Consider the following 22,066-nt stretch of genomic DNA (forward strand, 5'->3'; position numbering starts at 1 on the left):
GGGCTCCGGAGCCGACGCTGACGAGGGGGCGGGATGACGGCTGACCGTGATCGGCGGACGGCGTACGGAGCGCGCGACCTCGGCGCGGTGGGCGGGACGGACGAGGACCTGTCGGTGCTGTTCGGCACGTCGACCGCGCTGTTCGCCTCCATGGCCGGCCCCGCCCATGTGCTGGAGGCGGCGAACCCGGCCTTCTTCGCGGCGATCGGCGGCGGCCAGCGGGAACGCACCGGTGTGGCCCTGGCGGACCTCATGCCGGAGCTGACCGCCCAGGGATTCATCGAACTGCTGGACCGGGTCCACCGGTCGGGGGAACGTCATGTCGGCCGCGGCGCCCGCGTCACCATCGGCCCGGACGCCCGCGAGGCCTACTTCGACTTCACCTACGAGGCGCGCCGCGACGCCGCCGGCAACGTCATCGGCGTGCGGATGATCGGCGTGGAGACCACCCAGGTCAGACAGGCGCGAAGACTCGCCGCCGAGCAGCGCGCGCTGCTCGAGCAGATCGCCCGCCAGGCGCCGCTGCCGGAGGTCCTGGACGGCATGTGGCGCACGATCGAGGAACTGTCCCCCGAGGTGCTCGTCTCGGTACTGCTGGCCGACGCGGACGGCCGTCACCTGCGCCACGGGGCGGCCCCGAGCCTGCCCGGCTTCTACAACCGGGCCATCGACGGCATCGCCACCGGCGAGGGAGTCGGCTCCTGCGGCACCGCCGCCCACCGGCGCCGGCACGTGATCGTCAGCGACATAGCCACCGACCCTCTGTGGGACGACTTCCGCGGTCTGGCCCGCCGGGCGGGACTGGCCGCCTGCTGGTCGACGCCGATCCTCGCCCGCGACGGCCGGCTGCTGGGTACCTTCGCCATGTACCTGCGCACCCCGAGAGCCCCGCAGGACACCGACCTCGCCCTGGCCCGTGTCTTCGCCCACACCGCCGCCCTGGCCATCGAACGCCACCAGGCCGAACAGGCCCGGCGGGCCGCGGACGCGCGGGAGAAGGCCGCCCGCGACGACCTCGCCTTCCTGCTGGCCGCCGGCACCGCCCTGGCGGGCCGGCTGGACGAGACGCAGACCCTGCAACGGCTGGCCTCCCTGTCCACCCCGGCCCTCGCGCCCCTGGCCGCGGTCGACGTGGTCGAGGCCGGGCGCGTACGGCGGGTCGCGGCCGCCGCCGCCGACGCGGGCGCACGCGATCTGCTCCTCTCCCACACACCGGTCCACGACGCCGAGGACGACGCCGTCGCCCGCGTGCTCGCCTCCGGCACGGCAGAGGTGTCACGCCGGGCCCCCAGCAGCCCCGGCCCCTGGAGCGCCCTCGGTGTCACCGGCTACGTCTGCGTGCCCCTCCTGGACCGGGGGCGTCCCTTCGGCGCCTTCACCCTGCTGTTCACCCGGGGGCATTCCTTCGACGGCCACCGGGTCACCCTGGCGGAGGAACTCGCCCGCCGGGCCGCCTCCGCCGCCCGCAACGCCCGCCAGTACGCGCAACGTGCCGCACTCGTCCGCGACCTCCAGTCCGGCCTGCTGCTGCCCGACCTGCCGGACATCCCCGGCGCCCAGCTCGCCGCCTTCTACCACCCGGCCGGCGAGGGACTGGACATCGGCGGCGACTTCTACGACGTCTTCCCCCGCGGCGACGGCAGCTGGGCGTTCGTCCTGGGCGACGTCTGCGGGCGCGGGGCCCTCGCCGCCACCACGACCGCCCTGGTGCGCCACACCGCCCGCGCCGTCGCGGGGTTGCTCGAGGACCCCGTCGACGTCGTCAAGGCCGTCGACAAGGCCCTGAACGACCGCTTCGCCCACCAGAACAACGGCTTCGTGACCCTCGTCCACGGGCATCTGACACCGGGCGCCGACGGCCTCGCCATCCAGCTCGTCCGCGCCGGGCACACCCCTCCGCTGCTGTTGGACGCCGACCACGTGGTGAGCGGCGTCGAGGCGCCGGGCGGGCTCCTCGGCATCGGCATCCCGCCCAGGCTCACGGCCCGTCGTCTCACCCTGCGGCCCGGCGAGAGCCTGCTGCTCTACACCGACGGCATCACCGAATGCCGGGCCACGGGTACCGCGCAGTACGGCGAGACCCGCCTGGCCAAGGCCCTGGCCGCCGTTCCGCACCGGCCGGCCGCGGCCGACATCGTCCGGACCCTGGCCGAGGACGTGCGCGCGTTCGTGGGCGGCAGAGAGGTGGAGGACGACCAGGCGGCGCTCGTCATCACCGCCGTGGGACCAACGCCGGCCGGCTGAGATCCGGAGGGCGGTCACGGGAGGCGCGAATCTCCCCGTGTGCCCCGGACCGAAGGAAAGAAACGCGCGGTTTGCGGGCTTGTAGGGGTGAAGTAAGGGCACTAGGTGGCCAGGAGGTTGATAACAATGGTTCCCCTGCTTCTGGTTCTTCTTCTGGCTCTGATCCTCTTCGGTGCGGGCTTCGCGCTGAAGGCGCTGTGGTGGATCGCGGTGATCGTCCTGATCGTGTGGCTGCTGGGCTTCGTGGTCCGCTCCGCGGACGGCGGTGGCCGCAAGGGCCGCTGGTACCGCTGGTAGCCGCCGGCCTACCGGCGCGCGGACGTACCGCGTGGGGTGTGTGTGGAGCGAGTGGGGCCCGGCCGGAAACGGCCGGGCCCCACTCGTACTGCGGTTATCCCGCCGGTGCCGGGCGGGGTGGTGACGGAGGGCGGGGAGAGATCGGGCGTATCGGGCGCATACGGGGGTATGCGAGCAGAGCGCCGGTCTCCGCAGAATCCGCAGTGGAACCTGCACCTCCTATTACTGCGGGGGCCGGCGCGCCCTCATGCCGGTGCGGAGGACGCCCTCATACCGGTGCGGAGGCGTCCGGGCCGTCGTACAGCGTCTCCCGGTACAGCGCGGACAGGGCGCCGTCGATCGGGTGGGGCTGCGGCCTTCCCGAGGAGTCCGGCTCGTCCCAGCGTGCGAGCTGTTACCGACTCCCTCTTTTTTTGCCCGGACCCCGACTCCGGGGCGCCGGGACGGAATTGTGGGGGAGTGGCGGTCGCAACTCCGGGAACACGGATCGATGTAGACACCACGTGAATGACGGCGCTCAGGAGACCCTCGATGCTCATGGCCCACCCCGCGGTACTGACCAACCTGATCGAACAGTACGAGACGCTGCGGATCCTGCACGCCGAAGAGGGCAGCCCCGAGGTGCGTCGGCGGATGGACGACGTCGCCTACACGCTGTGCGTGTCGACCGGCACCCGTGACATCGACACCGCCCTCGTCGCCGCCCGCCACCGGCTGCCCGGCGCCCGCACCGAGGACGACTCGCTCCTCACCGCCTGACCGTCCGTCACACCCGCACCCGCCGGCGCCATGAGTACGACTGCCGAACTCCCCACCCTCACCAGCCTCGATGAGCTGACCCGGCTCGTCACCGGCCGCCGCGGCCTCTACGTCCGCTGGTCCCGCGGCCCGGAACGCGACCTGCCGCGCATGAGCAGCAAGGACGACCTGACCGGCATCAGACTGCCGGGTCTGTCCGCCAGCTGTCTGGACATCGAGGACTGGTGGGGCGGCCGGCCCCCGACCGTCTGGGTCGCCCGCCGGCTGTACGACTACTGCCACCTTCCCCGCGTCAAGGACGCCCGCACCCGGCCCTGGGTCCTGCACGGCTCCGAAGCGGCCCGCGGCCCGGACAACGAGCCCCTGGTCACGGACGTCGAACCCCTCGGGTGGATCGCCGAGCCCGTCATCACGGAGGCCTGCCGCATCATCACCGCGCAGCCCGGCCGTTGGGGCACGCTCGACCGCGACGGGGCGGACGGCACGGTCTGAGACCACCGCGCGCGCCGTGGGCGGGAGCGGCCCGGGCTCCCGGGCCGCCCCGTCCGGCCAGGTCAGCCTGCCGCCGCCGAGGGCCGGATGTTCTGGTTCAGCCGGAACAGGTTCGTCGGATCGTAGGCGTCCTTGACCCGCACCAGCCGTTCGTGGACCTCCGCGGGGTAGGAGGCGCGCACCTTGTCCTCACCGGCGTCGCCCGTGAAGTTGACGTACATGCTGCCACCGCCGTGCCCGGCGATCTCCTCCCGGGCGCCGCGGGCCCACGCGACGTGATCCTCGAAGCCCGCCGCCTCCGGAGAGCGCGCGACGACGTTGCACAGCACGCTCGCCTGCCGCTGGCTGAAGGCCGTGGCCCCGGCGGGGACACGGGCGAAGACGCCGCCCAGCTGGTGCAGATGCAGCTCGCTGAACGGCGTCGGGGTGGCCAGATGCCGGCGCAGCAGCGCGTCGACGGCCGCGTCGGTGGGCTCGATGAACGCCGACGTGAAGTAGTTGTGCGCGCCGGCCGCCCACAGCGGGTCCAGCAGCGACTGCATGCCCGTGTACGGCATGGGGCCCAGGACGTCGGCGATCGGTGTGCCCAGGGTGCGCAACGCGGCGACGGCCGTCTCACCGGCAGCCGGGGCGCCCGCGTACATGGCGGCCAGCACGACGACCCGGGTGCCGTGGACCTCGACGGGCAGGAACGGCACCGGAGGGGCCGTCGTCAGGTTGATCACGGTCGTCAGCTCGTCGGGCATGTCCGCGATCAGCTCGCGCCAGCGGGTGACGACCTGCCTGGCCTCATCGAGCGGGTAGACGATCAGACCGGCCAGGACCTGCGGGCCGACGGGGTGCAGCGCGTACTCGAGCGAGGTGACGACCCCGAAGTTGCCGCCGCCGCCCCGCAGGGCCCAGAACAGCTCGGGGTGCTCCCGCTCGTCGGCCCGCACCACCCGGCCGTCGGCGGTGACCACCTCGGCCGCCGTCAGGTTGTCGGAGGCAAGCCCGTGGCGGCGCAGCAGCCAGCCCACCCCGCCGCCGAGGGTGAACCCGGCGATTCCGGTGGAGGAGATCAGGCCGCCGGTCACGGCCAGGCCGAAGGCCTGCGTCTCGTGGTCGAGGTCCCCCCAGGTCATCCCGGCCTGGGCGACGGCCCGGCGCCGCGCCGGATCGACCACGGCACCCCGCATCCCCGACAGGTCGATGACGATGCCACCGTCACAGGTCGAGAACCCGGCGATGCTGTGCGCTCCGCCGCGCACCGCGACGAGCAGGTCCTGACTGCGCGCGAACTCCACCGCGCGCAGCACGTCCGCGGTCCCGGCGCAGCGCACGACCAGAGCCGGGTGCTTGTCGTGGGCCGCGTTCCAGATCGTGCGGGCCTCGTCGTAGGAGGCGTCGCCGGGACGGACGACCGTACCGCGCAGCCCCGCCTCCAGCTCGCCCAGGGTGGCGTCACCCAGGACGCCCTTCGTCGTGTCGACCGGCATGATGGCCTCCGTGCGTGTGTGCCTGCTTGGACATTCCGGACACTAGGCGCCGCCGCTCAGCAGCCACTCAACAGCTCTCAGCAGCCACTCAGCGGCCGCCGCGCGCCCAGGGCGCGGTCCGCCCGAGGACGGCCGTGCCCCGCAGGTCACCCAGGCGGGCGAAGAGCACCCGGGCGCTGTCGGCCGACGCCCGGGCCGCGTCCCGGTCGCCGGCCTGCCACGCCAGCCGGGCCAGCATCAGGGCGACCCAGCCCGCGGCGCACGGCGAGCCGGCTGTGTGCTCCAGCCGCAGGGCACGGGTGAGCAGGGCGCGCGCCCGGGACGTCTCCCCGGCGGCCCGGGCCACCAGGCCGAGGTGCAGCAGGCTGTTGGTGATGCCCGGGATGTCGTCGGTCTCCTCGAAGTGCGCGAGGGCACCGGCGATGGACGCCCGTGCGCCCTCGGTGTCACCGCGGGCCAGGCGCAGCAGGCCGAGACAGCCCAGGGTGATGTCCTCCTCCCGGCGGTCGCCGAGCGTGCGCCTGATCGCCAGAGCCGCGTCGAGATGCTCCTGGGCGGCGGCGTGATCGCCCCGGCTCCGGCAGATGTTGCCCAGGGCGTTGAGGGCCAGGGACCGCCCGTACGGGTCGGCGAGTGCGCGGAAGCAGTCGGCGCTCCGCTCGGCCGCCGCCACGGCGGCGCAGGCGTCACCCTCCAGCCGGGCCGCCCAGGCCAGATCGGCCAGGACGTACCCGCGTGCCCGGGCCGCGCCCACCGCCCGGCCCGCGAGGACCGTCTCCTCGAAGTACAGCGAGACCTGCCCGGCCGCGTCCTCCTCGCTCACATAGCCGGGTGTCATGACCACCAGGAACGGGCCGGTGTCCGCCCGTACCTCCGCCAGCAGCCGCAGACCCCTCTCGCAGGCCGCGCGGGCTGCCGCCCCGTCGCCCCGGCACACGGCCCACACCCCCTCGGTGTGCGCGGTGGCGGCGAGGACCGAGGGCTCATCCACGGCACGGGCCAGCTCGCACGCCCGGTCCAGCGCCTCACGGGCAGGCTCCCACGCCCCGCGCATCCACAGCAGTACGGCCTGCTGGTAGTGGGCGTACGCCAGCTCCGGAGCCGACCGCCGCTCGTGGTCACGGACGATCCGCGCACCGATGTCCGCCAGGGGAGACCCGTCGCCGAGCCGGACCGCGAGCACTCCCTGCCCCATCAACGCCCGCGCGCGCTGCGGGCTCGGCCCCGGCGCGGCGGCCAGCGCGGCGTCCAGCCAGCGCCGCCCCTCGGCGAGCCGCCCGCGCTCGGACCAGAACAGCCACAGCGCGACCGCCAGACGCAGCGCGGCCCGCGGATCACTACGCAGCAACGACGACAGGGCGGCCCGCAGATTGCCGTAGTCGGCCTCCAGCTCCAGCGAGGTCGCCCCGGACAGCCCGGTGGCCGGCTCGCGGTCCCGCCGCTCGGCGAGCGCCAGGTAGAAACGCCGGTGCCGGGCCTCGGTGGCCGCCAGTTCACCGGCCGCGCGCAGCTGCCCGGCCGCGTACTGCCTGACCGTCTCCAGCAGCCGGTAGCGCACCTCGTCCTGCCGCGGCTCCACCCCCACCAGCGACTTGTCGACCAGCCTGCCCAGCAGGTCCAGCACCCGTTCGCGGCCCTCACCCTCGGCACCCACCTCCTGTGCCGCGGCCAGCGAGAAACCTCCCGTGAAGACCGCGAGCCGGCGCAGCAGACACCGCTCGTCCCCGTCGAGCAGCCGGTAGCTCCACTCCAGGGCCGCCAGCAGGGTCTCCTGCCGGGTCACGGCGCGCCGGCTGCCCCGGCCGAGCAGCGACACGGCGTCGTCGAGCCGTTCGACGATCTGGCCGGGGGCCAGCACCCGCACCCGGGCCGCGGCCAGTTCCAGAGCCAGGGGTATCCCGTCGAGCCGGAAACAGATCTGGGCGACGGCCGCCGCGTTGGCCGCCGTCAGCGCGAAGCCCGGGCAGGCCTCGCCGGCCCGCTCCACGAACAGCCGCACGGACGCGAACCGGCCCAGTTCCGCCAGGGACGGCAGCCGGCCCGGGTCCGGCAGGCTCAGCGACGGCACGCGGAAGGTCCGTTCCCCGTAGCTGCGCAGCAGCTCCCTGCTGGTCGCGAGCACGGTGACCCCCGGACAGCGGGCCAAGATCTGCGAGACCACCGCGGCACACGCCTCGACCAGGTGTTCGCAGTTGTCCAGCACCAGCAGCAGCTCCCGCCCGCCCAGCTGGGAGACCAGGGCGTCCTGCGCCGGCCCGGACGCGGGAAGCTGTAGGCCGAGGACGGCGGCGACCGCGTCGGGGACGAGATGCGGTTCCGTCAGCGCGGCCAGGTCCACGAACCACACCCCGTCCTGGAACGCGCCGGTCCGCCGGGCGGCCACCGCCAGCGCCAGCCGGGTCTTGCCGCAGCCGCCGGTGCCGGTGAGGGTCAGCAGCCTGGACCGCCCGAGCAGTGCCTCGACCTCGGCCGTCTCGCGCTGCCGACCGATGAGGGCGCCCGCCTGCGCCGGCAGATTGTGCCGCGGTACGGGTCGTTCCTCCTCCCGCTGCTGGACGGAGCCGGCCAGCAGCGTGCGGTAGAGGCGGCGCGTCCGCGGATCCGGATCGGCGCCGCCGTCGCGGCGCAGCGCGTCCCGCAGTCCCTCGTATACGGCGAGTGCCTCCCGGCGCCGTCCGGTGGCGGCCAGGGCCGTCATCAGCGCCCGGGAGCCGGGTTCATGCAGCGGGTCCGCGCCGAGCAGCGTCCGCAGCACCTCGATCGCCTCGGCCGTACGGTCCTCGCGCGTGAGCGCCTCGGCGAGCCCCCACCGGATCGCCGCACACCGCACCATGAGGGCGTCGGCGGCCTCCCGTGCCCACGGCTCGTAGCGGTCCTCGGGCAGCAGTCCGGGCTCGGCCAGGGCGAGCGCGGCCCCGAGCGGCGCGGCGGCGCCGTCACGGGAGGCCCGCCGGGCCGCCTCCTCGAACTCGTCGACGTCGACGCGCACACCGCCGTCGGGGCCGAGCAGCACCACGTCGTCACGGAGTACGACGACATCGCCTGCCGCCCCCGTGCCGGTCAGCGCGCGCCGCGCGGCGTACAGCACCTGGTGCAGGTTGTTCGCGGCCGCCCGGCGCTCGAGGTCCGGCCACAGCAGGTCGTAGAGACGCTCCCGGTGCATCCGGTGCCCCGGCGCCAGGGACAGCACCTTGAGCAGACTCCGCGCCTTGCGCAGCCGCCATGCCCCGGCGGCGACCGGGCGGTCCCCGACCGCCACGGCGAAACCGCCCAGAAGTCGGATGCGCACGTCACCGGCCATGGCTGCCTCACCCAGCAGACTACGCCCGGCCCGGCCCGGCGCCGCGGCCCGGGATCACCCCCGCGCCGGCCCGGGGGTGACCACGCCGCCTGCCTGGCCGGTCCCGGCGGCCCGCGATGACTGGTGATTTCGCCGATGGCCACCGCGCCCGGCCTCACGACTCTGGTCGGGACAGGCACCCGCATCCCCACATCCTCATCAGGAGGACCCCATGCGTCGCCGCTCCCCGCGCCGGCTTCTCGGCGTTCTCGCGACCACCACGGTCGCGTTCACCCTGTTCTCCCCGGCATCCCCGGCCGGCGCCGCCGGCACCGCCACCACGGCCGCCGCCCGGCCCGCCGGCGTGGCCGCGCGTCCGCTGTCGGCCGCCACACCGGTCGTCTTCGTCCACGGGTACACCGGCAACGCGTCCAACTGGACGACCGCCATGAGCGTCTTCCGGCTCAACGGCTGGTCCGGCTCGAACCTCTTCGCCTTCGAGTACGACTCCTACGGCGACAACGTCACCAACGCCCGGGGTCTCGCCGCCTTCGTCGACAACGTCAAGGCACGCACCGGCGCGAGCAAGGTCGCGATCGTCAACCACTCGATGGGCGGCCTCGTCAGCCAGTACTACCTGAAGGTGCTGGGCGGCAACACCAGCGTCAGCCACCTCGCCTCGATCGCCGGCGCCAACCACGGGACCACGTCCGCCGGTGCCTGCCTGATCTACACGACCTGTCAGCAGATGTACCCGGGCTCCTCGTTCATCTCCCAGATCTCCGCGGGCGACGAGACGCCGGGAACCACCCGGTACGCCACCTGGTACTCGGCGTGCGACGGCATCATCCTGCCGTACACCAGCACCCGGCTGGACGGTGCCACGAACAACAACGTGCCCTGCCAGACCCACATCGGATACCTCACCGACACGGCCGTACTGGGGCAGATAGCGCGCTTCGTCGCGTCCTGACCCCGGCCGGCCGCGGCGGGGCCGCACGGGAGCGCTCCCCGTGCGGCCCCGCCGCCGGGTCAGCCGCGGGCCCTTGGCCGGTCGGCGCCGCCGGCGGAGGTGAGGGACCAGCCGTGACGCAGCCGGTCGGCACCGCTGGAGTTGTTCGTGGTCAGGGACAGGCTGGTCCCGGAGCCGTGCAGCGCCTCCATGCTGTACGTGTCACCGTTGCGCAGACCGGGCCAGTAGACGGACCCCATGCCCAGGGACCGGAGGGTGTCCGTGTCGGCACGCAGATAGCGCACGAAGTTGTCGGTGCCGGCGGCGTCGTCGTAACGGAGTCCGGTGGTCATCGGGGCGCCGAACTCGTCGAGGACGGTCCGCCCGGCGCAGCCGCCGATGCGGCTCCTGAGGTCCTCGACCCACTCGTCGTAGGTGTGGGTGCCCCAGAAACCGTAGTGGTGCAGGGACAGGTAGGTGCCGTCGAGGCGGGAGTCGGCGCAGACCGAGGTGACGTTGTCGTTGTAGCCCGTGCCGCTGACGAACACCCGGTCGCGGGGGACTCCGGGGTGGTCGCCGAGCCAGCCCGCGGCGGTGTCGGCCCACGCCGAGGCGCTGTAACCGAACGGCTCGTTCATCGGCTCGAAGTAGACCAGGCGGTTGCTGCCGTACTTCGCGGTGACGGTGTTCCACATGGACTTCCAGGCGGAGACGTCGTCGACCTTGCCGTCCTTGTGGGAAGGGCCCTCCCAGTAGCCGAGGACGACCTTGAAGCCCATGCCGGTGGCGGCGTCGACGGCGCCGCTGTACGCGTTCCACCAACCGGTGCCCACCGAGTGCGGGTTGACGGGCAGCCGGACGGTGTCGGCGCCGAGGTTGGTCCGGAAGCCGGTGAGGATCGCGGTGGCCTTGGCCTTGACGGTGGCGTAACTGTCGGACGTGCTCAGTCCGGAGGGCACCACCGGGTCGTCGGCGTAGTTGTCGCGCGGGTCGGCCCAGTTGACGCCCCGGAACCGGCTGGAATCCAGCGCGGGGTGCCCGGAGGCGGACGCCGGTGCGGAGACCGCCAGGGTTCCGCCGCTCACGACGAGGGCGGTCGCCGCCAGCAGGGCTCGGAACCGGCGGGTGGTGCGGGACGTGCGGACGCGTATGCGCATGACGGTCTCTCTCAGACGCGGGGCGGGACATGGATCTGCCGGCAGGCGTGCCGGCGTGCGGGCGCGCCGGGCTTCGGGGCGGACGACGGGCACGGTGATGGGTCACGCCTAGGGTCCGTCTTCAAAGATCATCGGGTCGTGGATCATGGTGGGGTGATACGCCGCCGTGAAGTCACCGCTCAAGAGTGGGAGTTGCTCGCTCCGGTAATACCCCGGGCCGCGACAGGCCGGCCCCGGGTGGCAGACCGGCAGGTCATCAACGGAATGGTCTACAAGATCCGCACCGGGATCTCCTGGCGTGACCTGCCGGAACGCTACGGACCGTGGCAGACGGTCTACACCCGCTTCCGTCGCTACGCCCCGGACGGCGTGTTCACCCGGGCCCTGCAGCAACCAAGGTCCACCTCGCCTGCGACGGCAAGGGGCGCCCTCTCGCCCTCCTGATCACACCAGGCCGGCGTCACGAGAGCATCCGCGCACAAGCTCCGCTGGACAGAATACGAAGCAGCGGTCACACTCGCGTCACTCCTGCTCCGGGCAAGATCCGTTTGAAGACGGACCCTAGTACTGCAACAGTGCTTGGTGTGACTGATGGCCAGTTCAGGGGCTGTGTCCGCGTCGTTTGTAGTGGCTGGTGCGGGCTTGGTGTTGTCGTCGTCGGCGCCAGGTCGACCAGTGCAGGATGTGCTCGACGGGTGTGGGTCGGCGGTTGGTGAGGCGGGTGATCAGCCGTCGTATCTCCGCGACGCTGAGGTGGATGAGTTGGGAGGATCCGTTTCCGCTTTCCCGGCATCGAGCTGGCGGGCTCGCAGGACGATCAGGCAGGCGTGGGCGGCCATGGCGAGGGTCATGTGGCGGTGCCAGCCGGGATAGCGGCGGACCTGGTAGTCGTCCACGCCGCATTCCTGCTTCGCGCTCTGGAAGCATTCCTCGATGGCCCATCGGCTGCCCGCAATGCGGACCAGCTGGTCAAGCGTGGTCTGGGCGGGGCAGTAGGCGACGTAGTAGGAGATCTCCTGCGGCGGGTGATGACCCAGTGGCGGCGGCCGGGCCGGTGCCAGGGCCGCACCTTGACCCGGGCCCAGTCGTAGATGCGCAGGCCATGGGCCCCGCTGCCGCAGGAACGGCGCTTCCACTTCTGCCGGGCAAGGCCGTGGAAGAGGTCGTGGACGGGATGGTCGATCGCCCAGCGGGTGACCACGGTGTCGTGGCGGGTGGTGGCCATGACGTGGAAGACGTGCGCCCGCTCCAGTTCCGATCGCCAGCCTTTGGAGAAGCCGTAGGCGGCATCCGCGGTCACCCAGCGAAACGGGATCTTGTCCGTGATGGCGCGGCGGACCATCGCTTTGGCCATGGCCACCTTGGTCTCGAAGGCGACCTCGTCGTCGATGCCGGCCCGGCGGCACCTTTCGCGGTCGTCGGTCCAGGAAGTGGGCAGATACAGACGCCAATCGATCAGCGTCCGCCCACGGTCGGTGGCATAGGCGAGGAAGACGCCGACCTGGCAGTTCTCCGTGCGTCGGGCGATGCCGGAGTACTGCCGTACTGCCGTTGCACCCCGGCCGACCGCGTCCCCTTCTTCAAGAAGCCCGTGTCGTCCAGGGCCAGGACGGCGTCGGGGTCGCCGAGGTTGTCGACCACGTACTGGCGCACGTCATCGAGCACCTCATCGGCGTCCCACTCGATTCGGTTCAGCATGCGGTGGATGCGGTCCGGACCCGCATGGCCGGCTTCCTCTGCCAGCGTCCAGCCGTTCTTCCGCTGCAGCGGAGCGATCAGGCCCCGGATATAAGCAAGTGCCGACTCCCAAGGCGCCGGCCCTCTCGACACCGAGATCGCGATCCGCCTCGCCTCGTTCAACCACTTATTCGGCGCGCCACCAATTACCCGCGGAGTCGGCGCTTGAGGAGAGCAGGGCCAGCTGGCGATGCCCACATCGCGGCCCGCGGGGAGAACGGCGCACGGCCTGTGCGACTGCCCCGGTGACGTGACAGCCGGGCACCCCCGTCCCCCTGGGTGTGGAGGCCGGGCCTTGAGTACGGCCTCCACACCCACCGCAAGGGTGGCGATCGTACGGGAGAGTAACTGTCGCCCTCTTGCAGTGAGTAGCATCCGGCAGCAACAACCAGGTACAAGGAGTGCTGTCGTGTCCGACGAGCCCGAGAAGAAGTCCCCCATCCAGAACAAGTACGCGCAGCAGTACGCCGATGACCTCGCGGCCAACCGCAAGGAGCAGGGCGTCATCACCGCGCAGATCGCCGATCTCCAGGAGCGCCTGGAGCAACTCAAGGCTGAGGCAACCTGGTTGGCCCAGGCACAGGGCAGTTTGCCCCTGACCCCGGTCCCGAGCGAGCCCGGGGCCGGGCCCGCCGTTGCGGTGGCCGAGACGGCATCGGCGGACAGGGCCGAGCAGTCCGACATTTCCGCGCCGTCCGCGGCCGTTGCCAAGGCGCCCCAGACCGTTCCGCAACCGCGCCAGGATGGAACGGCGAAGGCGGAGCAGCCCAAGCAGTCCGCCAAGAAGGTCGCCGGCAAGAAGTCGGCCACGGCGAAGAAAACCGCGGCCAAGAAGACGGCGAAGAAAACCGTCGCGAGGAAGGCCGCCGCGGAGAAGCCGGCCGCTGAGCAGGCTGCGGCACCCGAGGCCACCGCTCCGGAGGTGCCGGCGAAGAAGACTGCAGCCGAGGAGAAGTCGGGACCGCCGCTGTGGCAGCTCGTCCTGGACATCCTCCTCAGGACCCCCGGGCAGCCATGCGTGGCCCGTGAGGTCCACGACCAGCTCGCGCAGGACCACCCCAGCCGGAAGACGACCGTTCAGACGGTGCGCAACAACCTGGAGACCCTCGTCAGGAAGAACCTCGCCGAGAAGACGCGCCAGCAGGGAAGCTCGATGTACACCGCCGAGGCGGATGCGGCACCCGCTGCGGACGCCACCGCGGACAGCGAAACCGAGCAGGCTCCCGAGACGGGTACCGAAAAGGTTCCGGCGGAGGTCTAACGTCCGCTGGCCCGCCCGGGCACCCGCTACGGCCCGGCGGGCCGGGCGCCGCAGGTGCCCGCGCAGCAACACGACTCCTGCCAGGAGTGGGAAGGGGCACCCGCCTCACCCACCGCCGCACCGCCCAGGTCGACCACATCCTGCACTGGTCGACCTGGCGCCGAAGACGGCAGCACCAAGCCCGCATCAGTCACTAAAAACGACGCGGTCACAGCCCATAAAGCTGTCCAACCATCAGACCAAGCACCGTTGCCGTACTAGGACACCGGCATCAGGCGGCGGTGCAGTCGATGGCCTACCTCCTCACCCCCGGCCGCCGTCACACCGCTGACGGCTGAGCCGCGCGCGCCGGGCCGCTCAGGGCCGGCGGCGCCACTCGAAGACGCCCCGGAGCCCGACAGGGCGCTCAGGTGAGAAAGTTCCCGTCGTGGGCGATGATCCTGTTCACCCCACACCGGCCGCCTCGAGCTCCCTCGCCCGGATCGGGTGGCCCGGCTGCGCAGACTGGTCTGTACCTGGTCATCGGTGCAGTACCGGCCAGCACACCGGAGCACCCCCCGCACCATGTCCGGGAGCGGTCCGATCGCCCGCTGGAGCGCGATCACCCTCGAAAACAGCCGGTAGACCCGCTCCGGGAGGCGGGGATCCGCGTTCCCTCCCCGAGCAGACTGTGCTGGACCTCGTCGATGTCGTTCGTCAGCCCGCGTCGGCGGGCGCGTAGCATCCGACGCGCTGTCGAGCAATTCTTCGACCACTTCTTCAAGCGCGAGGACAACGGGTGGGAGCAGACGCCACGCGTGCTCTACTCCGTCCTGAACCTCGAAGGTGGTGACCAGGTGAACGTTCCGGCGGATCAGTTCCCGCCGACGGACGTCGCTTCGACGAAGTACTACCCCCACGGCCGCTCACGGACCCTGGCGACGACAGAGGCCGGCGCCGAGACGACGGCCGGCTGAACCACTGTGGGGGCCAACCCGGACGGGCGGACGCCTGCGCGTCTCGATGCGCCACCTGGACGAGGAACTGTCGACCGAGGACGTGCCCGCCCACACCTCGGGGACCGGGTCGAGAAGCTCTCACCCGGCGAGGTCATCGACGTCGAGATCGACCTTGCTCCCGGTCGGGCCCACCTTCTACCCGGGCGAACAGCTCCGCCTCGTCATCAGCGGCCGATCGCTGCTGGGCACGATGAAGCCTGGGAACCTCGAGTACGTCCCCGCCAACGCGGGACAGCACATCGTCCACACGGGAGGAGAACGCGCGTCGTACCTGCGACTTCCCGTGAAGACAGCGTGACTCAGCGCCTCCTCGCAAGCGTGGGGAGCAGGGCGTCAGCGGAACTGGCCCGTGAGGTGGGATGGGACCATCCCAGCACCCGCGGGGATGGTCCCAGGACTGGGGACGTTCTGTTTTCCGTCCAGTCGGGTTGGGATGATGCCTCTCGCCGGGGTCCGCCAGCATTGCTGGCGGACCCCGGCGAGAGGCGCCATGACCATCCTCACTGTCAGACGCGGAGGGTGGCCTCCATGCGGCGGGCGGCGAGGGACCAGGCAGCGACGGCGAGGGCGGCCAGGTAGAGGACGTGCAAAGCGGTCTCGGGCCGGAGGCGGCCGAAGGCGAGTTCACGGCACAGCGTGACGGCCTGCCACAGCGGAATCGCCTGACAGACCGCGGCGAGCGGCCCGGGGTAGCCGGAGACCGGTGCGAAGGTGCCGGAGAAGACGAACATCGCGTAGGTGACCAGGTTGACCCGGTCGAAGTCGCTGGTGGCCCGTACGAACGTGGAGACGGCGATGCCCAGCGCACCGAACGCCGCCCCGGTCAGTACGGTGGCCAGGAACAACCCGGGCAGTCGCTCGGCGGCCACCAGCCCGAGCAGGGACGTCAGGCAGAGGAACGGCACCGAGTGCACCATGCCGCGCAGCACCGACCACAGCACCTCGCCGAACACCATCTCCCCCGCGCTGACCGGTGTGCAGGCCGTCGCGTCGTGCAGCCGCATCATCCGCAGCTTGGTGAAGAAGTTGAAAACGGACTCCGAGACGGCGCCGTTCATGACCGAGGCGGCGAGCATCGCTGGCGCCACGTAGTCGGCGTAGCGCAGCGACTGGCCACCGTCTTGGACGGTGCCGACCAGAGAGCCGACGCCGAGGCCGATGGAGAGCAGGAAGAAGACCGGTTCGAACAGTCCCGACAGCAGCACCCACAGGTAGGAGGGGTGGCGGGCGGCGGCCGCGTTGCGTCCGAAGACCGCCGCGGCGCGCTGGGCGCCAGCGATCCGGCTGGTCCGGGGTGCGGGGGCGGTGAGCGTCATCGGTGGGGCCTCGTCGTCTGGCGCGGGGGTGGCGGGGTGGGCGGCGGGAAGCGGAGGCGGCCGGTCAGTCGGAGAGCCGGCGGGTGAAGGCGCGCAGGGCCAACAGGGCGCCGCCTGCGGCCCAGGCGGCCAAGACTGCCAGCGCGGTGAGAAACGGGCTGGCGCGCAGCCCGCCGAGGGTGCACATCCGGACCAGTTCGACGCCGTGGCTGAGCGGCAGCGCCCAGGCGAGGGCCCGGACCGGTCCCGGCATCCGGTCGATCGGGAAGTAGACGCCGCTGAGCAGCGACATCGGCACGACGCCGAGCCGGAAGACGATGTCGAACGTGCCGGCTCTGCGGGTGGTGGCGCTGACCGTGAACACCGGGGCGGCGACGGCGGCCGCCATCAGCGGGAGCAGTACGGGGAGCAGCGCGGCGGCCGGGCTGCTCCCCACCCCGCAGGCGACGATCACGGCCAGGAAGCCGGTCCCGGCGAGCAGGGCACGCAGCAGCACGTAAGCGAGATGGCCGAACAGCAGGTCGGCGACGGTGGCAGGGGTCAGCCGGATGGCATGGTAGAGCCGGCTCCACTCGAAGCAGCCGAACACGTGCCAGGCGGACTCGGCGGCGGCGACCTGGACGGTGGCGGCGGCGAGCAGGCCGGTAGCGACGTAGGCGAAGTACGAGTGGTGGTCGACGTCCTGGTTGACGTTGCGGCCGAGCGACCAGCCGATGCCGACCAGCAGGCAGACCGGGAACAGGAAGGAGTTGAACGCCGAGTCGCGCCAGGTCCGGCGGTAGCTGGTGAGCAGGTGCGCGGTGATGGCGCCCGCGCGGGAGTCGGTCAGAGCCATGTCAGTCCACCAGGGTTCGGCCGGTCAGGTGCAGGAAGACGTCTTCCAGCCCGCTGCGGCGGACCAGCAGGCTGCGCGGTTCGACTCCTGCGCGGTGGACGGCGGCGGCCGCGGCCTCGCCGTCGTCGGCGTAGACCAGTACCCGGTCGGGCAGCCGTTCGATTCGCAGGCCGAGGTTGGCGAGCTCGTCGGCGGCGGGCTGGTCCTGACGCAAGCGCAGTTCGACCACCTCCTTGCTGCAGTGCCGGGCGATGAGTTCGCCGGGGGTGCCGGAGGCGACGACACGGCCGTCGTCCACCACGAGCAACTGGTCGCAGAGCTGCTCGGCCTCGTCCATGTAGTGCGTGGTGAGGATTTGGGTGACGCCGCGGCGGCGGAGCTGGTCCAGGCGTTCCCACAGCAGGTGGCGGGCTTGCGGGTCGAGGCCGGTGGTGGGCTCGTCCAGCAGGATCAGGCGCGGTTCGTTGATCATGGCGCGGGCTATGCTCAGGCGGCGTTTCATGCCGCCTGACAGAGAGTCGACGCGGTCGCCGGCGCGGTCTTCGAGGCGGACGAACGCGAGCAGCTCGGTGGCGCGGGCCGCGGCGGCGGCGCGCGGGATGCGGAAGTAGCGGGCGAAGACCGTCAGGTTCTGCGCCAGGGTGAGTTCCGGGTCCAGGGTGTCCTGCTGGGGGCAGACGCCGATCAGGGCGCGGATCCTCCGGCCTTCGGTGGCGGCGTCCAGGCCGAACATGCGCAGGGTGCCGCCGCTGGGCTTGGACACGCAACTGATCATGCGCATGGTGGAGGACTTGCCGGCTCCGTTCGGGCCGAGCAGGCCGAACACCTGGCCGGGCAGGACCTCGAAGTCTATGCCGTCGACCGCGGTGGCGTCGCCGTACCGCTTCACCAGTGCGCGGGCCTGGACGAGCGGTGTGTCCTGCGGCATTGCGGTGGGTTCCTTTCACCGTCTTCGGTGCGGGGGCCCGCCGTGCGCCGGCGGTCGGGTCCGGGCGGCGTACGGCGGATCGGGTGGTCAGGTGGCGTAGTGCCCGAGGAGGCTGGAGCCGGGCGGGACGATCCGGTCGACTTCCTGCTCGGCACCGGGCGGCAGCGGGGTGGCGACGCCGTCGAGGTAGGTGTCGAGCTGGTCAAGGGTGCGGGCACCGGCCAGCACGGTGGACACCAGCGGGCGGGCCGCGAGCCAGCCGAGCGCGAGCTGCGGGAGGGTCAGCCCGTATCCGGCCGCGAGGTCGCCGAGCCGGGCGGCGGCCTGCGCGCCGTCGCGCAGCCGCTGCTGCTGCTCGGGGCCCCATCGCCGCAGTCGGCCCGGCGCGGACGGGTCGCGGTATTTGCCGGTGAGCAGGCCCTCGCCGAGCGGGCTCCACACGGTCAGGTGCATGTCCCAGGAGCGCAGGGCGTCGGCGGCGGCCGCCTCCACTTCGCGCTCCAGCAGTGAGTAGGGCGCCTGGTCGAGGATCGCGGTCGGCAGTGAACGGTCCGTGAGGGCGTTTTGCAGCCGGTCGATCTGCGGTCCGCGGAAGGTGCTGGTGGCCAGGTGGCGGACCTTGCCGGTCCGGATCAGTTCGCCCAGCGCCTCGGCGGTTTCCGACTCGGGGACGGCCGGGTCGGGGCGGTGCAGGTGCAGTACGTCGATGCGGTCGGTGCCCAGCCGTTCCAGGCAGCCGTCGACGGCGCGGCGCACGGCCCGCGCTGACAGGCCCCGGTCGGCCTCGTCCGGGCCGAACGGCGCGTACACCTTGGTGCCGATCAGTACCTGGTCGCGCACGGGTGCCAAGAACGCGCCGAGGATGCGCTCGGACTCGCCGGAGCCGTAGTTGTTGGCCGTGTCGAAGTAGGTGACGCCGTGGTCGAGGGCACGGGCCATCAGGGTCCTGGCCTCGTCGGCGGGCGTCTCCCAGCCGAACAGCCAGCCGCCCAGTCCGAGCCGCCCCAAGTCGGGGCCGGTCATGCCGCCTCCTTCAGCACCGGTTCGACGTCGACCGGCAGGCCGCGGGCGGCGCCCGAGCGAGCGGCGGCGACCCCGGCCAGCGATATGTTCAGCGACAGTTCGAGGCCGAGGTCTTGTGGTTCCCCCGCCAGTTCCCGGGCGAAGCGGCGCAGCATCAACCGCTCGGGCTCGAAACCCAGGCCCCACAGGTCGCCGTAGACCAGCGCCGGGTCGACGGGCGCCTGCCGCCAGCTCGGCGGGGCGTCGCCGGCCGTTCCGTCGAAGATCCGCAGTGGGCCGTCCCAGGCGCCCTCCGGGTCGCTCTCGGCTGACCAGTCTTCGGCGACCAGCGTCCATCGGGTGAGCGGGCGCGCGGCCAGGCCGCTGTTGGCGGTAATGAACACCGCGCCGCGGTCGGTCTCGACCAGGGCGGTGGGCAGCAACGGGCCCTGGGCGCGGCTGGTGCGGCCGAGCGGGTCGAGTGCGACGACACGCCGGGCGTGCTGGCCGGTGGCATACAGCAGCGGCCCGAGGCCGTGGGTGATGTAGCGGGCCATGACGTAGTTGTCGCGCCAGCCGCCGGGAATGAGGCCGGTGTCCCACTCCAGGTAGTGGCCCTCGCCGCCGAGGACGGCGGCCGATCCGCCGGGTCCGGTGCGCTCGTGGACCTGCCGCCGCAGCGACTGGACGGCTGGCAGGTAGCAGAACGACTCGGCCATCGCGGCGGGTCGGCCGGCCCGGGCGGCGGCCTCGGCGACGGCTTCGGCCTGCTTGCGGGTCTCCACCATCGGGCACTCGACGAGTACCGCGAGACCGTGGTCAAGGGCGGCGACGGCGTCCTGCGCGTGTTGCCGTGGCGGGGTGACGACCAGCACGAAGTCGGGGCGGGCGACGGCCACGGCGGCGTCGAGCGAGGCGTGCACCGGGATGTCGGGGAACTCGGCACGGAAAGCGGCGGCTGCCTGCGGCGACGGCTCGCACACCGCCGCGGCCCGGGCGTCCGGGTGCCCGCGCAACGCGCGCGCCAGCATGACGCCGCGTGGGCCCGCGCCGACGAGGACGCACGTCATCGGGTTGGCCGGATCAGTCGGGGCGGTCGGGTCGGTCATGTCGCGTCCCCCTTTTTGTTCGGGTGGCCGATCACCAAGAGGTGCCGGTCGAGCATGGCCCCGAAGGACGCCAGCCAGTTGGTGCGGAAGTCGTGCTCGCGCCGGGCGCGCTCCGCGGCGGCCCGGGAGAGCGCGGCGCGCTGGCCGGCCGTCAGCTCGCAGACGGCGGTGAGCAGCGCGGTCGCGGCTGCGGTGTCGCGGCCTTCGGCGATCAGCCCGGTGACGCCGGGCTCGACGAGTTCGGGGTAGACCCCGGTGGGCAGCACGGCGACGACCAGGCCGCCGCCGTCGCTCATCAGCGCCGCCTCGATGGGCGTCACCGAGGCGGCCTCCCGCTCGGACAGGAAGGCCGCGCTCAGCGTCCTTGGCCACCTGCACAGGGCGCGCAGGATGCGGTCGTCCTGTCCGTCGAGCAGGACGGCGGGCGAGCCGGTACGCCGGACGTGCTCGGCCAGCTCCGGGTATGGGCGCGGGTTGAGGATCACGGGCACCAGCCGGTCGCCGGTGGCCCGCGCCGCGTCGACCAGCCGCTGGAAGCCCTTCTCGGCCACGCCGCGGCCCCAGCTGACCACCAGGTCGCGGTCGGTGGGGACGCCGAGGCGGTGAAGCAGATCCGGGTCGGGTGCGGCCGGCCGGAACTTGGCGGCGTCGGTGGGCACTCCGGCCCGGGCGAACAGTGTCTTGTCCTCCGGGATGCCGTAGACCTGCTGGTACTGGCGGCGCATCCAGTGCGACTCCCAGCCGATGCTCACCCGGGGATCCCAGCGGGCCAGGTGGCCGAGCACCGAGTCCGCGTAGGCTTCCGGGAGTTCGGCGTCCCCCCCGGGCCGCAGGACCGGGTTGTGGGTCATGTGCACGTAGCTGGCCGCCAGGCCGAACTGGTCGGCGGCGCGCACCAGGAAGCGCGCCGCCATGGCGAACATGCTCATCCCGGAGATCACCAGTAGCGAGTCCGCGCCGCCGGCCACGGTGAGTGCCGCCTGCCCGGCGGCAGCGCCCAGGGCGACGCAGTGCTCGAAGTGGTCCACCTCCCACGGGTGTGCTCGCGGGTCGGCCAGCGGGTGGTACGCGACGCCGCCGCGCCGGACGTAGACGTCCAGCGCGGCGGCGAACCGCTGCTCGTCCAGGCCGGCGCAGTCGGCCCGCTCGGCGACGTGCCACTGCGGCAGGACCCCGCGATCGGCGGCCAGGGCGGCGGCGTCGTCCCGGGCGTCCAGGATGTTGTGGACGTACCGGGCCACGCCGCCGTCGACCTGGCGAAACCCTTCGTTGGTCAGCAGCAGGACGGCGAGGCGGTGCTCAGGCATCGAGTCCCTTGAGGGTCGCGTCGAAGCCGTGGCGGTACAGGTAGGCCACCACGAGCCGGTTCATGCCGATGCCGCAGCAGCCGCTCCACAACTCCTCGCCGGCGGCGGTGATACCGAAGCTCTCGGTCTGGTGGGTGCCCTCGGCGGAGCAGCCGGAGATCTCGCGCAGGTCGAACCGCTCGTCGAAGTGGTCCGCCCAGCCGGGCCGGGCGCGGTCGGGGCGCAGGCTGCTGAGCGGCACCTCGATGTCCTGCACCGGGACCTCGTCGGCGGTCTGCGCGTCGTCCTGGGCCTGGACCAGGGAGGGGATCTCCATGCAGCCCTCGGCAGCCACCACCTGCCAGCTCAGGTCCCAGCTCGTGAGCAGGTCGGTGAGGGTCTGCCGGACCTGGCCGCGCGTGGCGCGCACCTGCTCGCGGGTGCCGAAGAAGACGTGCTCGACCCGCAGGAACTCACGGGCCTTGATCGGGCCGTCCAGGTCGGCGGTGTACTCGTTGCGCCAGGTCCAGCCGCCGAGGGTCTCGACGATGCGCAGCGGCAGCTCGTCGAGCGACAGGCGTCGGCCGCGCATCAGGTGGTACAGGCTGATGCACTGGACCGGGTCGAGCACCTGCTCACCGTTCGGGCCCGCGGGCATCAGCAGCTCCGGGGCGTACTGGCTGAGGCGGAACTTGTCCAGGGCCTCGCGGGGGATGAGTCGCGGGAAGAGCCATTCCTCGAAGCCGTTGGCGTAGGCGCGGTCGAGGATCTGCCCTTGCAGGCTGCGCAGCAGACGCACCCACGGGGCGCGGTAGACGTACTGGCCTTCGGCGAAGTTCTCGATCCACTTGCGGTCCAAGGCCTCGGCGACGACGTCGCCGCCGTGCAGGTCACCGAACTCGGAGGTGTCGAGGATGGTGCCGAGCTGCATCGCG

19 protein-coding genes and 1 pseudogene are annotated in these 22,066 nt (G+C 72.3%); 9 read left to right on the top strand and 11 right to left on the bottom strand.

Annotation, left to right across the window (positions count from 1 at the left end; genetic code table 11):
* Positions 1 to 33: 33 nt before the first annotated feature.
* The 4 genes from AB0F03_RS22280 (at position 34) to AB0F03_RS22295 (ending at position 3,792) form a co-directional block, all read left to right on the top strand.
* Positions 34 to 2,244, top strand: a complete 2,211-nt coding sequence (locus AB0F03_RS22280) for a SpoIIE family protein phosphatase (RefSeq protein ID WP_361994636.1) — start codon at positions 34 to 36, stop codon at positions 2,242 to 2,244.
* 126 nt (positions 2,245 to 2,370) lie between these two features.
* Complete coding sequence (locus tag AB0F03_RS22285) at positions 2,371 to 2,541, top strand: hydrophobic protein (protein WP_356824710.1); 171 nt, start codon at positions 2,371 to 2,373, stop codon at positions 2,539 to 2,541.
* A gap of 531 nt (positions 2,542 to 3,072) precedes the next feature.
* Positions 3,073 to 3,300, top strand: a complete 228-nt coding sequence (locus tag AB0F03_RS22290; protein ID WP_361994639.1) for a DUF5133 domain-containing protein — start codon at positions 3,073 to 3,075, stop codon at positions 3,298 to 3,300.
* A 30-nt stretch (positions 3,301 to 3,330) separates the two neighbouring features.
* Complete coding sequence (locus AB0F03_RS22295) at positions 3,331 to 3,792, top strand: DUF6098 family protein (protein ID WP_361994642.1); 462 nt, start codon at positions 3,331 to 3,333, stop codon at positions 3,790 to 3,792.
* Between the two features lie 62 nt (positions 3,793 to 3,854).
* On the opposite strand, the gene AB0F03_RS22300 is transcribed toward AB0F03_RS22295, so the two are convergent.
* Both AB0F03_RS22300 and AB0F03_RS22305 read right to left on the bottom strand, forming a co-directional pair.
* Positions 3,855 to 5,270, bottom strand: coding sequence for an FAD-binding oxidoreductase (locus tag AB0F03_RS22300; protein ID WP_361994645.1), 1,416 nt, complete (start codon positions 5,268 to 5,270; stop codon positions 3,855 to 3,857).
* Between the two features lie 88 nt (positions 5,271 to 5,358).
* Entirely contained in the window at positions 5,359 to 8,571 is a 3,213-nt protein-coding gene (locus AB0F03_RS22305) for a BTAD domain-containing putative transcriptional regulator (RefSeq protein WP_361994647.1), read from the bottom strand.
* A gap of 211 nt (positions 8,572 to 8,782) precedes the next feature.
* On the opposite strand from AB0F03_RS22305, the gene AB0F03_RS22310 reads away from it, so the two are divergent.
* Entirely contained in the window at positions 8,783 to 9,523 is a 741-nt protein-coding gene (locus tag AB0F03_RS22310) for an alpha/beta fold hydrolase (RefSeq protein ID WP_361994650.1), read from the top strand.
* Between the two features lie 59 nt (positions 9,524 to 9,582).
* Here the strand turns inward: AB0F03_RS22310 and AB0F03_RS22315 are convergent, their stop codons facing one another.
* Complete coding sequence (locus AB0F03_RS22315) at positions 9,583 to 10,659, bottom strand: cellulase family glycosylhydrolase (RefSeq protein WP_361994653.1); 1,077 nt, start codon at positions 10,657 to 10,659, stop codon at positions 9,583 to 9,585.
* A gap of 153 nt (positions 10,660 to 10,812) precedes the next feature.
* Here AB0F03_RS22315 and AB0F03_RS22320 point away from each other — a divergent pair, with 153 nt between their 5' ends.
* The gene (locus tag AB0F03_RS22320) at positions 10,813 to 11,103 is read left to right on the top strand and encodes a transposase (RefSeq protein ID WP_361994740.1); all 291 of its coding nucleotides are present in this window, start codon (positions 10,813 to 10,815) and stop codon (positions 11,101 to 11,103) included.
* A gap of 281 nt (positions 11,104 to 11,384) precedes the next feature.
* Here AB0F03_RS22320 and AB0F03_RS22325 read toward each other — a convergent pair.
* Positions 11,385 to 12,519 (bottom strand): annotated as a pseudogene (locus AB0F03_RS22325) (IS701 family transposase).
* A gap of 286 nt (positions 12,520 to 12,805) precedes the next feature.
* Between AB0F03_RS22325 and AB0F03_RS22330 the strand changes: the two are divergent.
* From AB0F03_RS22330 to AB0F03_RS22340, 3 genes are all read left to right on the top strand, one after another.
* Positions 12,806 to 13,657, top strand: coding sequence for a BlaI/MecI/CopY family transcriptional regulator (locus tag AB0F03_RS22330; protein ID WP_361994656.1), 852 nt, complete (start codon positions 12,806 to 12,808; stop codon positions 13,655 to 13,657).
* Positions 13,658 to 14,343: 686 nt separating this feature from the next.
* Complete coding sequence (locus AB0F03_RS22335; protein WP_361994659.1) at positions 14,344 to 14,613, top strand: hypothetical protein; 270 nt, start codon at positions 14,344 to 14,346, stop codon at positions 14,611 to 14,613.
* 34 nt (positions 14,614 to 14,647) lie between these two features.
* The gene (locus AB0F03_RS22340; protein WP_361994743.1) at positions 14,648 to 14,953 is read left to right on the top strand and encodes a CocE/NonD family hydrolase C-terminal non-catalytic domain-containing protein; all 306 of its coding nucleotides are present in this window, start codon (positions 14,648 to 14,650) and stop codon (positions 14,951 to 14,953) included.
* A 208-nt stretch (positions 14,954 to 15,161) separates the two neighbouring features.
* Here the strand turns inward: AB0F03_RS22340 and AB0F03_RS22345 are convergent, their stop codons facing one another.
* The 7 genes from AB0F03_RS22345 to AB0F03_RS22375 form a co-directional block, all read right to left on the bottom strand.
* Positions 15,162 to 15,971: an ABC transporter permease gene (locus tag AB0F03_RS22345; RefSeq protein WP_361994661.1), complete on the bottom strand. Its 810-nt coding sequence runs from the start codon at positions 15,969 to 15,971 to the stop codon at positions 15,162 to 15,164.
* Positions 15,972 to 16,035: 64 nt separating this feature from the next.
* Positions 16,036 to 16,806 carry an ABC transporter permease gene (locus AB0F03_RS22350; protein WP_361994664.1) on the bottom strand — a complete coding sequence of 257 codons (771 nt, stop codon included), beginning with the start codon at positions 16,804 to 16,806 and terminating at the stop codon, positions 16,036 to 16,038.
* 1 nt (position 16,807) lies between these two features.
* Positions 16,808 to 17,734, bottom strand: coding sequence for an ABC transporter ATP-binding protein (locus AB0F03_RS22355; protein WP_361994667.1), 927 nt, complete (start codon positions 17,732 to 17,734; stop codon positions 16,808 to 16,810).
* 87 nt (positions 17,735 to 17,821) lie between these two features.
* Positions 17,822 to 18,757 carry an aldo/keto reductase gene (locus AB0F03_RS22360; RefSeq protein WP_361994669.1) on the bottom strand — a complete coding sequence of 312 codons (936 nt, stop codon included), beginning with the start codon at positions 18,755 to 18,757 and terminating at the stop codon, positions 17,822 to 17,824.
* Complete coding sequence (locus AB0F03_RS22365) at positions 18,754 to 19,845, bottom strand: Gfo/Idh/MocA family oxidoreductase (RefSeq protein WP_361994672.1); 1,092 nt, start codon at positions 19,843 to 19,845, stop codon at positions 18,754 to 18,756. Before AB0F03_RS22365 ends, AB0F03_RS22360 begins: the two co-directional genes overlap by 4 nt.
* Positions 19,842 to 21,152: a hypothetical protein gene (locus AB0F03_RS22370; protein ID WP_361994675.1), complete on the bottom strand. Its 1,311-nt coding sequence runs from the start codon at positions 21,150 to 21,152 to the stop codon at positions 19,842 to 19,844. The genes AB0F03_RS22365 and AB0F03_RS22370 overlap by 4 nt, the downstream gene beginning before the upstream one ends.
* Positions 21,145 to 22,062: an aminoacyl--tRNA ligase-related protein gene (locus tag AB0F03_RS22375; RefSeq protein ID WP_361994678.1), complete on the bottom strand. Its 918-nt coding sequence runs from the start codon at positions 22,060 to 22,062 to the stop codon at positions 21,145 to 21,147. Before AB0F03_RS22375 ends, AB0F03_RS22370 begins: the two co-directional genes overlap by 8 nt.
* Between the last annotated feature and the right edge of the window lie 4 nt (positions 22,063 to 22,066).

The sequence above is a fragment of the Streptomyces sp. NPDC028722 genome (assembly GCF_040637655.1).
Lineage (GTDB): Bacteria > Actinomycetota > Actinomycetes > Streptomycetales > Streptomycetaceae > Streptomyces.